Here is a 15,560-nt window from a genome sequence, read left to right as displayed (position 1 = left end):
TTACTCACCCGTCCGCCGCTAACGTCATAAGAGCAAGCTCTTAATCAGTCCGCTCGACTTGCATGTATTAGGCACGCCGCCAGCGTTCGTCCTGAGCCAGGATCAAACTCTCCATAAAAGTGTTTGAGTTGTTACACGTTAGCATGACAACATAGCTCATTTTATTTCAACCTATTATAATAGGATTTAATTGACGAGATTTGGTTCATTTCAAGAAATAAACTACTTCTCTTTTTCGCTTGGCTTTTGTTCAGTTTTCAAAGAACTCTTTTTCGTGTCACTCGTTAGCGACATTTACCATCATAACACAACAACCAATTCCGCGCAATAACTTTTTCAAAAGATATTTTCGTGAGTTATTATGAAACAACCAGTCGTTAACTGCGACAAGGAATAATATATCATATAAAATAATTCTCCGCAACAGTTAATTAAAAATTAATTTTGGGGCTAAGTATAATAATCTAACATTAATTTGGTGTACTAGCAACTACAAATTTAAATACACAGTAACTATAACCACAAGCCTCCTTCAGCCGCTTAATTCCTTCTTCTCTCTACTTATAGAATGTTCTAGAGCAAATAGTCCTACCTCGACTCCCTAGACCGAGGTCTGTCTGACAGATTCTAACAGGCGAAATGAATAAGTCAAACGAAGCGCCGTTTGCAGATTCCGAACCAAGGTACACTCCCGCTTGTTAGACGGTAACACCAAATGATTCTTAATTCACACTTTGTTTGCACTCTCGGTAAATATGGATTTGGAAGTAAAAAAAAGCAATAGGCACAGTCTAACTAGGCTGTACTTATTGCTTTTCATTATTCAGATTTCACTTTAAAAAACACTTTGTCTACATTGTACTTCGCCTTGAGTTCATTAATAATAAACGTCTCATAGATTTCTCTATGTACAGGGCCTTCGATCACACAAACATCAATTTTAGTAACTTCATCTCTATGCATTTTGATTGGCGATACAGTATCCTCAAAATGTTTTTTGATTCTTTGTCTTAACTTCCTTGCTTTACCGACGAACAATAACTCCTTATTGTCATTATAAAACATAAAAATCCCCCCCTTATCTCTAGGGATCAGATGAAAATCAGTAAATCCATATATATTACTTAGCTCTGGATTATCCTGTTTGGTAATCGTAACATTCGGTGTTGGAATCGTTATGTTTATCACAAAAGTTCACTTCCTCTTTAAATATTGCTATAAATGCTAACATAAATCGATATTGCTATTTACATTATTTCTCTTTACCCATTCAGTAAAATATCAACCTTTACAAAACCTCAAATGAGCCGTAATACGATAACATCTACATTTCATTTTAGGTTTGAAATGCCACCCAACAATCGCCTTAATTTAAGATATCGTTTATTGTAACTATTATCAGAGAGCGCTATTCAAATGAAAATTGATAAATATTAGGTATTCTAGGCATATTGTGTTATGCTTCATCTAACCATTTTACCACTTGTATCATGTTTGCCCCGAGGCTGACTAAACGTAAAATGCCAGATCCGTCAATTCGAGAATATAGACTTTTACCATATGGTTTATATATCGGATTTGTTAATAGGGGAGGCATTCATTAGTCAGCCTTTTTTGTATTGTTTGTTTGCATAGAAAAAAGGACTCTAATCTAGAGTCCTTTCTCAATTATGCTTTGTTTACATTAACAGCTTGAGGTCCACGTTGACCTTGCTCAGTGTCAAATGTAACTTTTTGACCTTCATCTAAAGATTTAAATCCTTCGCCTTGGATAGCTGAGAAATGTACGAATACATCATCTCCACCTTCAACTTCGATGAAACCGAATCCTTTTTCTGCGTTAAACCATTTTACTGTACCTTCTGCCATGTATGTTTCCTCCTGCGGTGGATTACGTCCACCATTTATTACTATAGTTGTTCAGTTATCAAAGGCGAAAAGTTTAAACACTTATTCGTTCCTACAGATCGAACAAAAATAATTCTTTCTTAGAATAACAGATATGATACAGAAAGGCAAACTGTGTTTAAATGGGAATAGGTACTAAAACTCATAAACACCCTTAAAAACTCTTTCTCCATAAGTCTGTCTATAAGGGTACAATCAAAAAAGTCTACCTATATACAAACCGATCTCTCATTAAGGAGTTCTACTGGCCTCAGATTTAGTCAATTTATTCTTTTTATAACTATTCTCTCGTTCCACTTATTAAAACTCAAACACATCAAGATGCCAACTTGAAAAATTGAAGGAGCATAAATTACCTAAACGGTAACTTATGCTTTCTGAAAAGCATTCGTATTTCCTTTCAGATTTGAATGATCTTTACCAACTAAACCAAGAGTTTGTACTGTTGAAGTATGAATTTCATGCAGCAGCTCTAAGTTTTCTACTAGGGACAAGCCATATGAAGGAATCATTTCTTTTATTTTCGGTTCCCATTCATTGATATGTTGCGGGAAGCATTTTTTTATTAGCTCAAGCATGACGGAAACGGCGGTTGAAGCACCCGGCGAAGCTCCGAGCAATGCAGCTATCGAACCATCAGAGGTACTTATCACTTCCGTACCAAATTGAAGCATTCCTCTCCCCTCTTCTGTATCTTTGATAACTTGTACACGTTGGCCTGCTACGACTAAATCCCAATCGTCGCTTTTGGCGTTCGGGATAAACTCTCGTAACTCTTCTATACGTTGTTCTTTTGACAACCTAACTTGCTTGATCAGGTATTTTGTCAATGGTATGTTTTTTGCACCTGCTGACAACATCGTTACAAGATTATCTGATTTTACGGAAGTGACCAAATCAAACATTGAACCTGTTTTTAAGAACTTTGGTGAGAATCCAGCAAACGGCCCAAATAGCAACATTTTTTTATTGTCGATAAATCGTGTATCAAGATGCGGAACAGACATTGGAGGGGCTCCAACCTTTGCTTTACCATATACTTTTGCATGATGCGCTGCTACAACTTTAGGATTATTACACACCATAAATATTCCACTCACTGGGAATCCACCAATATATTTCCCCTCTTGAATACCAGATTTTTGAAGTAAATATAGGCTTCCTCCCCCTGAACCGATAAAGACGAACTTTGCAGTATGGCGTTCAACAGTATCGCTGTCGACATTCCGCACTTTCACTTCCCATAAGCCGTCACTCGTACGATAAATATCAACAACACGATGCTTGTAGTTTATATTGACATTTTCACTCTCAAGGTGGGCAAACAACATCCGCGTTAAAGCACCAAAATTGACATCAGTTCCAGAGTTAATTCTTGTTGCCGCTATAGGTTCATTCGTTGCACGGTCTTCCATAATAAGCGGAATCCATTCCATCAGTTTTTCCGGATCATCGGAAAATTCCATCCCCTGAAACAGAGGATTGATTAACATCGCTTCAAATCGCTTCTTTAAAAAAGATACATTTTGATTGCCCTGTACAAAACTCATATGAGGCAATGGCATGATAAAGTTATGTGGATTACGTATCCGGTTATTATTTACAAGATAAGACCAAAACTGCATGGATTCTTGAAACTGTTCATTAATTTTTATAGCTTTACTAATATCTACAGATCCATCCGCCTTTTCATTTGTGTAGTTAAGCTCACACAGAGCCGCATGCCCTGTTCCGGCATTGTTCCATTCGTTAGAGCTTTCCTCCCCAGCGTTTGCAAGCCTTTCAAACACTTTAATTTCCCAGTCCGGTGCTAATTCTTTCAATAGTGAACCTAAAGTTGCACTCATGATACCAGCACCAATTAAGATTACATCGGCTTTAGTTTGTCTGTTGCTCATATTCACCTTCCTACACCTTAAGATTCGCAGAAAAGATGTAATGTAGGCCTCTAGCTTAGACACCACAGTAAGCCTCGACACACCGAGTCACATCATTTCTCGATCAAGTATAATTCAGAATCGTGATTCACTATTATTATGATAGTTATAAGCTATTTAAAATCCGGTAAGAAGTGGAAAATTTATGTCCTAAACCCTGGGAATAGATGCAGCGGTTTCAAGGTGTGGCAACCAAGTATCTGGATAACTCTACTGGTTCAACTCCCTTCAACAGAGCAAGAAAATGGCGACCAAGGAGCAAGTAAACCAAATGCTTTTAAGTGCATGTCAGAAATCCTTTGATTACGGTCAAATATTTGCGTGAGGTGTAAAAACAGCCACCCCCAAAAGGAAGCGGCTGTACTCGTTATTCAACTGAAGCTCCGTAATTAAATAAGAAAATTAAAAAATGCTTGTTGAATTAACGCCTCGTTACTTCAATAACATTAATTAGGAACTGCCCTTACAACAACATTTCCTCAACTAATGCCCCCATTACTTTCTGTAGTGCTTCACAATTGATAGAATCAAAATTAGCAATTTGTTTTTTATTTGGACAATATATGCAAATCTTCACCGATAAATTTGGTAGCTTCGTAAATCACACCACTGTCATAACTTTTGATATCAAAATAACCATCATAATAATTCCATAATTCTGAATGATTATAGTATTGAGTAATACTGTCTAATATTTTGTAAAACAAAATATTAGCTTCTTCTTCTGTTGGATGTCTTTCAACCATAAGTCTAAACTTCACATCACTTTCTCCATTAAACGAAGCCGCAGTAGTTTCAATTTCATCTAATTCCCTAAGTATTTCCTGTGATTTACCCAGAGCTTCACTAATATCAATGTCTGGTTGTTGATTACAAGCAGTAATTAACACCAATAGAATGAAAGCTGTACTTATAAAAATAAGTCGTTTCATTATTGAATGCTCCTTTTGTTTCTTTTCTTATTAGACATTAGTGTATCTACTATATAGAAAACTCCTATCGTTGCACTGAAAAATAAAAAATTAGCAAGTTGTGATGGGTAAGTAAAGATGCCAATCAATATTAAGGTGAAAAATACGATAATTTGGTAAATTAGTTTTGATTTTTTTGATTTGAAAAATTTCAAATAATCACCTCCATAGTAATTTTACGGTAACTTAAAATGCATTTTCTGTTATTGTGCTAAACTGCTCGTAACGTTGAATAAGCCATTACGTAATCTACGGTTATCATCTAGTTTTATTATTATTATTTGGAAGTGAATACTTATGATAAAGTTAAAGTGAAATCAACAATCGATAGCTCAGCTGTCGCTTCATACCCTAAACCTTTATAAACATGTACAGCAGGTTGGTTTTCTGCCAATACACCAAGATAGACATCTGCAGAAAGTGTTTACCAATACTTGTAAGTTGATTTATTAAGAGCTTGTAATAGAACTGTAAATATATTTTAGACTCTCAATAGCTATTAAGAGTATACTAATTTCACAATAAATATAACTGAAAGGAAACTACTGATATGAAACATCCATTTTTTCCGGCTATTATTGGAGGAATCATTAGTTTTATAATCTTTACATTTGATTATTTCCAATTCGCTCTGATAGAGAAATTTTTAATGTTTGCTTTTTTTGTGATTTTACCACTAATTATTATTTTAATTAACAACAAGGATCAAACAAAGTTTCAAAAAAAAATTTATTCCTTCATAACTGTTCTGCATTTTCCTGCAGCACTTCTTTCTTTAGCTTCCCTTATGAGCAACAAAACCTGGGAAGTGGGAAATAGTACTATTTCAGGATCTTTATCTCTTGCGTGGCTTCTTTTTACTTTCTTACTCGCTTTATATGGATCGGTTCTAATTTCAGAGAAAAAAGAAAAGATAGAAGAAATAGCAATCGGTGCAGGGTTGATTTATTTTTTTATCGGAGGTATTTGGTATACCCTTTATCAATTTCAACTAACCTTTCTACTAGTCGATCCTACAGTAAGTGCTTTAAGCTCTGTTCATTTTCATTTTTCATCTGCTATTGTTCCTATTTTTATTGGAATGCTAGGACGGATCATGGTCAAAAAAAGCTGGTATATCTGGTTAGTTGTAATTGATATCATCGGACCAATTTTGATTGCCCTCGGGATTGTTTTTTCTAAACCACTGGAGATAATTGGTGTAAGCATCTTTGCCTGTAATATTATCGTTTATAGTACCTATCTCCTTTTGAAACTAAGAAAAAGCACTAAAAAAAGTAGTGGAAACCTATTTCTAACCCTTTCCTCGCTTGCTTTTTACAGTATCATTGTAATTTCAATTTGTTATCCGATAGCGAAAAGGTATTTTTCCTTATCCATTTTGGATATGGTACCTATATACGGATCACTACATGCGTTTGGATTTGTATTATTTGGATTGTTAGGATGGATCTTAATGACTTATTATCCAAATAAACGAGCTAATTAGAGAAACCAATAAACTCTAAAGAAGACTTTCTTCAATTGCTCGTAAACAATCGTATTTATGAATCCGCATTGGTAGAAGATTTAATAGGTGAAAAAGCGCAAGATGAACAAAGAAAATCTAATACAAAGGGTAGTTTATTTTCTAATTAGCGTAAGGGTCTTAATGACTACAGAATAATCGTTGCTGAACAAAAGGAATGAAAAATATTATGAACAAAAAAGATTTAACAACATGGATAGAAGTTTATGATGACCTTAAATACCCTTTTGGAATTTTTTAAAGGATTTTGTTATTCATGGATTGGGACATCCGAAAAAAATGGAATTAATGGGTGCTTGGAAAACAGGAAGTCTTCGAATCAGCAAAAATGGAGAAGAATACCGAGACAGTGATGGGTATTATTATGAGTTTACAAAAAGATGGAAGTCTTCCACTCCTGTTGGTTACACCGTCTGGAAGGAGATTTCAGCGAACCAGAAGGAAATTAAAAAACACGTACCTTGGCAAGTGGTAGATTCCCAATTAGCCAGCCATTTAGCGTTATTTTAACACTAGCTCGCTTCGTTGCTGATGACGCGATAACCAAGAAGAGTCTCAAGCGTGTTCGATGCCTTTCGGTAGGAAGGACTTGTCACAGCTAGCTCAATCGCCGCTTCTTCTACGAGTGGGCTAAAGCCTTTTATTCCTTCAAATTGCAGATACAGGTCAAGGAGATAGACATATTTACCTGTTTCACGATCGCGGTAGTAGGAGCGCTTCAACTCAATCTCGCCAAATAAACTGTCTATCTTTAGAGGTCGTTTGTCTTTAAAATGGAAACGTTGCTTATCACGTTGTTGCACAATCTCCTCGTCATAAGATTCTAACACGGAGGCCTCCTCAACCAGGTAATGGACTTCCATTACCTGGTTGAGGAGGTTATTTCTTCTCTCACAAACATTTTACTCATACCTATAGTTTCCTAAACAAAAACAAAGAAGCCTACTTAATCGAGTAGACTCCTCACCAATCTTTCACCCCTAAATTCTCTCAAATCATACCAGTCGGACTCTTACACGACTCATCTTACCCTAACCCTCTAATACAGCTTACCTTTTTTAAAAAAGTTCCAAATCCACGTTGACTTTCGGAAATTATCAAAAAGTCAAATCTTCATATTAATCCTACTTTCTCTATTTTTCAATAGACAGATACTGTTCTTGAATTCTTGGCATCTTCTCAATTTTTTCAAAAGAATGTAAAGCAAATCGAAATGAAATCATCGAAACAGGTACAATAATAACAAGTACTGCAATTGGAACATAGTAAAGAATTAATACTGCCCCAAACCACATAAGAATTATAGCGAGACTATTCTTTCCAGCTAAAAATGAGAATGTAAATGCTTGTTTAATAAGTGCCAGTCCTTTGGTATTATAATGGACTAGTAAAGGTAATAAGAAAGAACTTGTCATCATATAAAGTATTAAAACTAGCGCTGTTAAAAAAAGAAATACAAATTTAAAACCACTTGGAATTTGTAGAAAAAAGTAAACATCTAGAACCAAGAGAAATCCAAAAATGGCCCATGAAGTCCCAACTATAAAACCTTGTTTTAGAAATAATCGATATTCATTAATATAACACCTTATTACACTATGTTCCTTATACAAATGCCACTTTCTTATTACCCCATACATTGCAGCAGTGGAAGGTCCAATCGTAAATAGCGGCATCGAACAAATAACCCACAAAAAATTTAGAATAACGATGTTTGTTACAGTTCTCAAAAATGATGCAGTTTTTCCATCCCAAGCATTCATGTTAATTGTCCTTTCTTACTTCCAAGTAGATTCTATATGGTGTATCGACACATTTGATAAATGGACTTCCCCATCTGTTACATTCCACTCTAAAGTGTAGTTTTGTTCTGATGGATAAAATAATTCTGTCATGACACTACTTCCTTGATTTACGAACAGTTCAACCGAAGATCTATCAACGATTAGTTTAAAATCATTTAATTCTTCAAGCGGCATTTTATCAACACTAGGAAAGTGCTCAGAAAATGAAACATGACCACTTTGGGTTCGATCCACTCTTACTTCTTGTTTTGCACGGTCAAATACAATTTGAATCTGCTCTCTTTCCCCTTTAAGCGTTAATGTTAAAGAAGAAGATTTAATCTCCCTAACTTTTGTATCAACCATTACTTGAAGGTCTTTTAATTCTATTTGTTTAGGCTCTGAAGGTAGTATAGTTAAATCCTCATTTAGTAGAATTGTATTTTTATATAAAGAAGAAAGATCAATAGGGATCTGAACTAGTTTTAATTCATTATTGATCCTACGTAATTTTAACTTTCTCGGAATTGACATCACACTTCTAAAAGGATCTGTTGGAACTTGGTTCGCATATTGCCAATTGCTCATCCAGCCAATCCAGACAGGTTCAGAAATATTGCTCCATGTAACTGCGGCATAGAAATCACGTCCGAAATCCGCCCACTTTACGGTTTCTTTTTCATCATCACACGTAAATGTTATTCCATCAAAATCACCGAGGAAATATTGTACGACTGACCCTCCGTTTGGCCCACCTGGGTTAATACTTACGATTAGTATCCACTTTTTCTCTTTCTCTTCTTCAACCTCTAGTTGAATCAAGTCTGGACATTCCCAAACACCACCATGTGCGCCATATTCACTACCGAAAGTTGATAGAAATGTCCAATCAATCAGGTTAGAGGATCCAAAAAATTGGATCTGATCTCCGCATGCTAGAGACATGATCCACTTCTGTGATTGCTCATGCCAAAATACTTTCGGATCACGGAAATCTTTCATCCCTGGATTCTCAATAACAGGATTCCCCTGATATTTAGTCCAAGTTCTACCTCTATCATTTGAATAGGCAATACTCTGCTTTTGGTTATCTTCACCATGATGGGTAAAGATTGCAACCATAACGTCTTCTTGATCAGATGATCTTAAACCACTAGTGTTTTGCTTATCAATAACAGCACTTCCTGAAAATATTTGCCCTAATTCATCCGGATAAAGAGCAATCGGCAATTCCTCCCAGCGTAAAAGATCTTTACTTACAGCGTGTCCCCAATGCATCGGTCCCCACACAGTGCTGTCGGGATGATATTGATAGAATAAGTGATATTCCCCTTTGTAATACACCAACCCGTTCGGGTCATTCATCCATTTCTCTTTTGGACTAAAATGAAATTGTTGACGGAACTGTTCATCGTACATACATACACCTCAAATCAATTATTTTATTTCTAATTCTCGTAATGTGGGCACTATTCCAAATCCACCTTTTTTAGTAGTTGAAATGGCTGCAACCCTATTGGCAAACTGCAACATATCCGTTAAATCCTTGTTTGTTAAATCTTTAATTGGTCTATTTTTCACTAAAAATTGATGAAGAACAGAGGCCATAAATGCATCGCCAGCTCCCGTGGTATCAACCGGTTGTACTGCATTTCCCGTTTCTTCAAGCATGTGTCCATTACAGCTGACAATGGCACCAGCTTTTCCTTTCGTCATAAACAACAAAGGAATCTCGTAGTCTATTGCAAGCTGTTCAGAAGCCATTAATGTATCTTTTTCATTTGTGAGGAATTCTACTTCCTCATCTGAAAGTTTCACAATATCAGCCAACTTTAATCCTTCCACCATCATCCTTTTCGCATTGTCCTGATCTACCCATAATAATGGACGATAATTCGGATCGAAACTGATCGTTTTATTTTGCTCCTTCGCATATTTAATTGCTTCCAAGGTCGCTTCTCTTGAAGGGTCATTAGTCAATGAAAGAGTCCCAAAGTGAAAAATTTTAGTCTCTTTAATCAAACTGAAGTCGATCTCACTTTTAGTCAACAACTGATCTGCCCCAGGGTTACGGATAAAATCAAAGGTTCTTTCCCCATTATCATCCAAAGTGACCACAGCCACTGTAGTTGGAGCTGTCTTTTCAATGAGAATATGATCTGCTTGAATATATGCGCTCTTCACTTTTTTCTTTAAATAGCTTCCAAATGCATCATTTCCTACCTTTGACATATAGGATGTAGAATGTCCCCACTTTGCTAATCCAGACAATACATTAACTGGTGCTCCTCCTACTTTTGCTTCATAAGAATAGTGATCTGTTGTAAAGTCATCGTGAGGGATTAAATCAATTAATAGTTCACCTAGTGAAACAATATCATACATATTGCTATCTCCTTTTTTATCCTTTTACCCCACTTGAGGTAATTCCTTGTACATAATAACGTTGGAAGAATATGAAGATTAAAATGACAGGAATAGTCGTTAACGTTAACGCAGCCATGATTTCACCATATTGAATATTGTTATCTGTAAAGAGGTACTGGATTCCAATTTGAACGGTTTGAATTGATTGATCCGTCGCAACAATAAGTGGCCACATAAAATCACTCCAGTGCGTTACAAATGTTAAGATGGCTGCTGTCGCAAACACTGGTTTTGAATTTGGAACCACAATCCTCATAAAGGTTTGAAAAGGGGTTGCTCCGTCGATTTGTGCAGCTTCCTCCAATTCTTTTGGAAATCCCATGAAGAATTGTCTAAATAAAAATATATTAAAAGCGGAGGCAATAAACGGGACAATGAGTGCTGGGTATTGATTGATCCACCCAAAATTATTAACGACAATATAAAGCGGAATCAATACACTTTCAAACGGAACAACATATAAAGCAATGATCACAATTAAAATAAAGTCGCTACCAGGAAATTTCAATTTTGCCAGGGCATATGCGCAAATAGAGTTCACCATTGTTCCTAGTATGACAATCATTCCTACTGTGAAAATACTATTTTTCATATAATGAAAGAAATTAATATTCTCAGAGAAAAGTATTTTTGAGTAGTGAGCAAACGTTACTTCTTTAGGAATAAATGCCTCAAATCCCATATCTTTAAAAATCATCGTTTCAGGTTTTATTGACGCTACAATCATCCATAAAAGCGGGGCAATAAACAAGAATCCAAGCACGAGTATGGTAAGAGTGATACCGAGTTTCCTTAATTTATTTTTCGTACGCTGTGTCATCGTAAATCAACCCCTTTATTGTTTTAATACCTTCTTAAGAATTAAGGACGTTATAATAACTACAAGGAAAAACACAACGGCTATCGCCGAGGAATAGCCAACATCTCTAAATTGAAAGCCATTTTCGTAAAGCATGAAGACAAGTGTTTTTGTTGAATCACTTGGTCCCCCGTTTGTCATGACGTATGGTTGAATAAATAATCGAAATGCTTGAATGGTTGTAATAATCAGGACGAAACCTGTAACATGTTGAATCGATGGAAGAGTGACGTTTCTAAACTTTTGCCACGCATTCGCCCCATCAATATCCGCTGCTTCATATAACGTATCAGGTACATCTTTTAACCCCGCTAAAAAAATCATCATTTGAAATCCTGCAGCCTGCCAAACAGACATAAAGATAATAGAGTTCATCGCTTGGCCGGGGCTTAACAGAAACGGTTGATTGGGTATTCCAAAAATATTTAAAGCACTGTTTATAAGTCCACTGTTTACGTTATATAAAAACGTCCACAGAATGGCTACAACCACCATCGAAGTTACAACAGGACTGAAGAAAAACACACGCCCAAGAGAAGCAACCTTAACCTTTTTATTTACAAGTATGGCTAATACTAGCGCCACTGCACATTGAAGTGGCACAACAAGAGCTGTAAAATACAATGTATTTTTTAATGCTGTAAAAAAGAGTGGATCTTGAAACAGTCTGATATAATTATCCAAACCAGTAAACGTCTTACTGCTCGGGTTTAACATATTGTAGTTCATCAAACTATAAATGAATGCTAAAATAACTGGTAAAACCAAGAAAGTAAACATTAGGGCTAAGGCCGGAAGAGAAAACAACACTCCTAGTATTTTTTGTTGCCGTTTGTATGTCGATGTACTTTTCCCTTTTCTTAATAAAGGAACTGCATTACCTTCCACCTTGGAAGTCAACATGTTACCCACCACCTTGTTTTGTATGAAAAGAGGCAATCACATTCGTTGCCTCTATGAATTTATTCCTATTGACGTGCGATATCTATTTCTACTTCGTTTGCTACTTTATCTAATTCTTCCTGAACGTCACCACCAAGGAAAATATTTTGAACCGCTTGCCCATATCTCGTTGACAATACAGGGTATGAAGTGGTTGATGGTCTTGGATGTGCCGTATTTAGTACTTGATCTTTTAAAATGTTCAGAGGTGCTTCATTCCATTCTGACATTTCTTCAAATGAAGACATACGCGCTGCCGGCTTATTTCCTGCTTCAGCTAACTTGACAATATTTTCATTGTTCAATATATAATTTAAAAGGATAGCTGCTTCTTCTTTATGCTTCGTATCTGTTGATATTCCCCAGTTCCAGTCCCCTGATGGAGATACTTGTTCCCCTTCATTGCTTCGTGGGTAATAGGTGATTCCCCAGTCCGTATCAGGATAGTCCTGTAATTTATTCCACTGCCATGAACCCATTAACATCATTGCAGCGTTTCCATCTTCGAATTCAGTAGGTGTAGGTTGTAAGTTTACTAACCCCTCAGTGGTAAACTTTTGAAGGTACTCTAATGCTTCCACTGTTTTTGGTCCATTTACATAACCTTCAGCTGTTGAACCATCTTCAGCAATAAAGCTTCCACCATTACTCCAGACTGTAGGCCCTGTGAAATAGATAATCCATTCACCATAGTCTAGTGTCCAGTTTACTCCATAGATACCATTCTCTTTGTCCGTTAATGTCTTGGCCGCTTCATAGAATTCATCCCATGTCCATGCATCTTCCAATGTAGTAGGCGGTGTAATTCCTGCGTCTTCTAGCATTTTCACATTATAAAACAATGCCACTGTCGATTCTGTTGGTCCAACCGTATACAGGTTTCCATCAAATGTACCTTGCGTAATAATCGATTCTACAAAATCTTCCTGATTTTCAACAAGGCCATCGATTGGTTGGATGATTCCAGCATCTGCATAGTTAGCAACATTCGGACCATCTAACGCTACTAGGTCAGGCAATGTATTACTTGTCGCACCTGCTGAAATCTTATCTTCGTAGGCATACTTATTACCTCTTGGAATAAATGTAATTTCGGCCTCAATTTCTCCTTCATACTCTTCGTTGAATTGTTCAATCACTTGTTTATACGTTTCTGACATATCCCCTTCTGGATGCCATAAAGTTAATGTAACTTCTTCACTATTTGATTGATTATTACTATTGCCCTCCTCAGTACTTACAACATCATTACTAGAAGAACATCCAGTAGCAATTCCTACTGCCGTTAATAATGAAAGGAAGCCTAAACCAAAACGTTTCATCTTATTTCCCCCTATAGTCTTTTTAAATGTGCACGTTTACATTTTGAATAAAACCAGTTACTCATGTTAGATTTGTTCAGGTTGCACCTCCTTTTTGGTTTCGACTTCTTATAAATTCATTGTATATGTAATAAAGCGCTTCCAAAACGAGGTATATCTTTGATTTTTGTTCAAATTCTTACTATATTCACCTTAAATAAAATCCTTTTTTCCCTTTAATCGGGTTTAAAACATCTAACGAAATCACTACAACACAACAAGGAGGTGTTAATGCTTCTAAAATTCCTCTAAAAAGTTTCTCTGAAAAGACAATTAACTTATCCTCACCATTTTCCAATAAACTCCCTTAATCAAAATAAAAATCGCCCATCTTATTTGAAGCCACTGAAAAACCCCTTGAAAGTCACTCGAGGAAGCGGCAATGGCTCCGAACGTTGCGCGCCTGCGGATTGAGAAACCCACTCAATCCGCAAGCTTTAAAAAACTGCAACGGCTCCACTCATTGCTTAAAGGGCACTGAAAAAGGTAAAACCAACCTTTTTCAGTGCCCTCTCTTATATGGGGGATTTTATTAGTAAAAGCTTTAAAATTGTCGAAAAGAAGTATGGTTAATTCCTATTGCTGCTGCCTATAATTCTCAAACATTAGCTCTAGCCTCTCAAGATAAGCATCGATATCACGCTCGAAAAAGAATTGCTGTGAAATTTTTCTGAAATCCTCCTCAGCTGCCGTTCCGCCAACCCAATAGTGGTTTGGCCAATTCACAGATTTTCCTTGAATCATATGCTCAGCTAACAAACTTACTTCCGCATTGTTCATGTTGACACCTTTTACAGCACTAATATTCCCCTCATAATCAGAGAATTTTTGTGCATTCTCCTTTTCAACAAGGAATTCCAAGAACTTTTTAGCTTCTTCTGGATATTTAGTATCAGCTGAAATCGCAAATCCACCATCAACTCCTCCAAGTACCTTGTTTCTTTCCGGATCATTTGTTGCAGGGAATGGAAAGATTCCATAGTTGAAATTCGGATCTATCTTCTCAAGATTTGGAATTTCCCAGACTCCCATTACACACATTACACCTTCTCCATTGATAAATGCTTTAATTAAATCATCACCTTCTGTACTAAATGAATCTTCCTGAGAGAAGTCTAAAAATTCTAGCATTTTGTTAGAGATCTCAACCCATCTTTGATCATCTCGCATATCTATATGAGTCTGATTTAGCACCTCCCAATAACTACTGTCAAACTTATTGGAAACTAATGACAGATTAAATACGCTAATGCTTTCTAGATCTTTATTAGCCATTAAGATGGGTTGCTTGCCTGCTACTTCTATTTTCTCTAATGTTTCTATAAAATGATCCCATGTCTTTGGAATATCAAGCTCTAATTCTTCAAATTGATCTTTATTGTATAAAACTCCAACCGCATTTTGTGATAAGGCCACTCCATACATCTTCTCATCGATTAAATAGCGGTTTTGGATCGTGGCATCTATATTATCAATAAAATCCTCCTGCGTTAGATCTAAAAGATATCCTTTTGTTGCACGTATAACATAATCTTGTTCAATTGGATAAGTAATAAAAATATCAGGCACCTCTCCACGGGCAATCCGCGTCTTTAACACGTCCATGCCACCTGGAACATTCACTTGTTTCACTTCTATATCAGGATTCTCTGATTCAAATTCTTCAATCAACTGATCAAAGAATTCAACCACATTCGTTTTTGGTTGAAAAAACTCAATTTGTTTTTTCTGATGCTGCTCAGTCCGAACATCATCCCCAAAAGAACATGCGCTCAAAAATAAACAGGTAATCATAGTACAACTTAAGATGGTTGTTTTTTTCATTTTGAGCCCCCCTTATTTA

Annotated in this window: 13 protein-coding genes, 1 rRNA gene and 2 pseudogenes; 3 read left to right on the top strand and 13 right to left on the bottom strand. The window is 36.2% G+C overall.

The features are described 5' to 3' along the window. The 4 genes from AC1FXP_RS19945 to AC1FXP_RS19930 form a co-directional block, all read right to left on the bottom strand. A 16S ribosomal RNA gene (locus tag AC1FXP_RS19945) occupies positions 1–118 on the bottom strand; the annotation flags it as partial. 701 nt (positions 119–819) lie between these two features. Further along, on the bottom strand, positions 820–1,188 hold the full coding sequence (locus AC1FXP_RS19940; protein WP_480063738.1) for a nucleotide excision repair endonuclease: 369 nt from the start codon (positions 1,186–1,188) through the stop codon (positions 820–822). 480 nt (positions 1,189–1,668) lie between these two features. Then, positions 1,669–1,869 (bottom strand): cold-shock protein, encoded by a 201-nt coding sequence (locus tag AC1FXP_RS19935; RefSeq protein WP_480063736.1) that lies wholly within the window; start codon positions 1,867–1,869, stop codon positions 1,669–1,671. A 407-nt stretch (positions 1,870–2,276) separates the two neighbouring features. Then, positions 2,277–3,830, bottom strand: coding sequence for a malate:quinone oxidoreductase (locus AC1FXP_RS19930; protein WP_480063749.1), 1,554 nt, complete (start codon positions 3,828–3,830; stop codon positions 2,277–2,279). A 182-nt stretch (positions 3,831–4,012) separates the two neighbouring features. On the opposite strand from AC1FXP_RS19930, the pseudogene AC1FXP_RS19925 reads away from it, so the two are divergent. After that, positions 4,013–4,177, top strand: a pseudogene (locus AC1FXP_RS19925) (IS1595 family transposase); the annotation flags it as partial. 216 nt (positions 4,178–4,393) lie between these two features. Here the strand turns inward: AC1FXP_RS19925 and AC1FXP_RS19920 are convergent. Beyond that, entirely contained in the window at positions 4,394–4,777 is a 384-nt protein-coding gene (locus AC1FXP_RS19920; RefSeq protein ID WP_480063734.1) for an IolE/MocC family protein, read from the bottom strand. A 589-nt stretch (positions 4,778–5,366) separates the two neighbouring features. On the opposite strand from AC1FXP_RS19920, the gene AC1FXP_RS19915 reads away from it, so the two are divergent. Together AC1FXP_RS19915 and AC1FXP_RS19910 are read left to right on the top strand one after the other, a co-directional pair. Beyond that, positions 5,367–6,305: a YndJ family transporter gene (locus AC1FXP_RS19915; protein WP_480063732.1), complete on the top strand. Its 939-nt coding sequence runs from the start codon at positions 5,367–5,369 to the stop codon at positions 6,303–6,305. Positions 6,306–6,605: 300 nt separating this feature from the next. Further along, a complete protein-coding gene (locus AC1FXP_RS19910; protein WP_480063731.1) occupies positions 6,606–6,854 on the top strand; it encodes a hypothetical protein in 249 nt (82 codons plus the stop codon). Between the two features lie 2 nt (positions 6,855–6,856). Here AC1FXP_RS19910 and AC1FXP_RS19905 read toward each other — a convergent pair. The 8 genes and pseudogenes from AC1FXP_RS19905 to AC1FXP_RS19870 form a co-directional block, all read right to left on the bottom strand. Further along, a pseudogene (locus tag AC1FXP_RS19905) lies at positions 6,857–7,219 on the bottom strand (UPF0236 family transposase-like protein); the annotation flags it as partial. Positions 7,220–7,477: 258 nt separating this feature from the next. Next, complete coding sequence (locus AC1FXP_RS19900; RefSeq protein ID WP_480063729.1) at positions 7,478–8,107, bottom strand: YesL family protein; 630 nt, start codon at positions 8,105–8,107, stop codon at positions 7,478–7,480. A 15-nt stretch (positions 8,108–8,122) separates the two neighbouring features. Further along, positions 8,123–9,547, bottom strand: coding sequence for a glycoside hydrolase family 32 protein (locus AC1FXP_RS19895; RefSeq protein ID WP_480063727.1), 1,425 nt, complete (start codon positions 9,545–9,547; stop codon positions 8,123–8,125). 18 nt (positions 9,548–9,565) lie between these two features. After that, the gene (locus AC1FXP_RS19890) at positions 9,566–10,513 is read right to left on the bottom strand and encodes a carbohydrate kinase family protein (protein WP_480063726.1); all 948 of its coding nucleotides are present in this window, start codon (positions 10,511–10,513) and stop codon (positions 9,566–9,568) included. 16 nt (positions 10,514–10,529) lie between these two features. Beyond that, positions 10,530–11,375: a carbohydrate ABC transporter permease gene (locus tag AC1FXP_RS19885; protein ID WP_480063724.1), complete on the bottom strand. Its 846-nt coding sequence runs from the start codon at positions 11,373–11,375 to the stop codon at positions 10,530–10,532. Positions 11,376–11,390: 15 nt separating this feature from the next. Next, complete coding sequence (locus tag AC1FXP_RS19880; protein WP_480063722.1) at positions 11,391–12,317, bottom strand: carbohydrate ABC transporter permease; 927 nt, start codon at positions 12,315–12,317, stop codon at positions 11,391–11,393. A 65-nt stretch (positions 12,318–12,382) separates the two neighbouring features. Beyond that, a complete protein-coding gene (locus AC1FXP_RS19875; RefSeq protein WP_480063721.1) occupies positions 12,383–13,678 on the bottom strand; it encodes a sugar ABC transporter substrate-binding protein in 1,296 nt (431 codons plus the stop codon). 615 nt (positions 13,679–14,293) lie between these two features. Then, positions 14,294–15,541 carry an ABC transporter substrate-binding protein gene (locus tag AC1FXP_RS19870; RefSeq protein ID WP_480063720.1) on the bottom strand — a complete coding sequence of 416 codons (1,248 nt, stop codon included), beginning with the start codon at positions 15,539–15,541 and terminating at the stop codon, positions 14,294–14,296. Positions 15,542–15,560 lie beyond the last annotated feature (19 nt).

It is taken from the genome of Halalkalibacter sp. HAAS-P013 (assembly GCF_056619925.1).
The sequence above is the reverse complement of the archived record's forward strand: the minus strand, read 5'-3'. Positions and strand labels throughout refer to the sequence as shown.

Excerpts from the sequence above, each read along its gene's own strand:
- AC1FXP_RS19920 (WP_480063734.1), bottom strand. The coding sequence starts at position 4,777 with ATGAAACGACTTATTTTTATAAGTACAGCTTTCATTCTATTGGTGTTA.
- AC1FXP_RS19900 (WP_480063729.1), bottom strand. The coding sequence starts at position 8,107 with ATGAATGCTTGGGATGGAAAAACTGCATCATTTTTGAGAACTGTAACA.
- AC1FXP_RS19895 (WP_480063727.1), bottom strand. The coding sequence starts at position 9,547 with ATGTACGATGAACAGTTCCGTCAACAATTTCATTTTAGTCCAAAAGAG.
- AC1FXP_RS19875 (WP_480063721.1), bottom strand. The coding sequence starts at position 13,678 with ATGAAACGTTTTGGTTTAGGCTTCCTTTCATTATTAACGGCAGTAGGA.
- AC1FXP_RS19885 (WP_480063724.1), bottom strand. The coding sequence starts at position 11,375 with ATGACACAGCGTACGAAAAATAAATTAAGGAAACTCGGTATCACTCTT.
- AC1FXP_RS19870 (WP_480063720.1), bottom strand. The coding sequence starts at position 15,541 with ATGAAAAAAACAACCATCTTAAGTTGTACTATGATTACCTGTTTATTT.
- AC1FXP_RS19890 (WP_480063726.1), bottom strand. The coding sequence starts at position 10,513 with ATGTATGATATTGTTTCACTAGGTGAACTATTAATTGATTTAATCCCT.
- AC1FXP_RS19880 (WP_480063722.1), bottom strand. The coding sequence starts at position 12,317 with ATGTTGACTTCCAAGGTGGAAGGTAATGCAGTTCCTTTATTAAGAAAA.
- AC1FXP_RS19915 (WP_480063732.1), top strand. The coding sequence starts at position 5,367 with ATGAAACATCCATTTTTTCCGGCTATTATTGGAGGAATCATTAGTTTT.
- AC1FXP_RS19935 (WP_480063736.1), bottom strand. The coding sequence starts at position 1,869 with ATGGCAGAAGGTACAGTAAAATGGTTTAACGCAGAAAAAGGATTCGGT.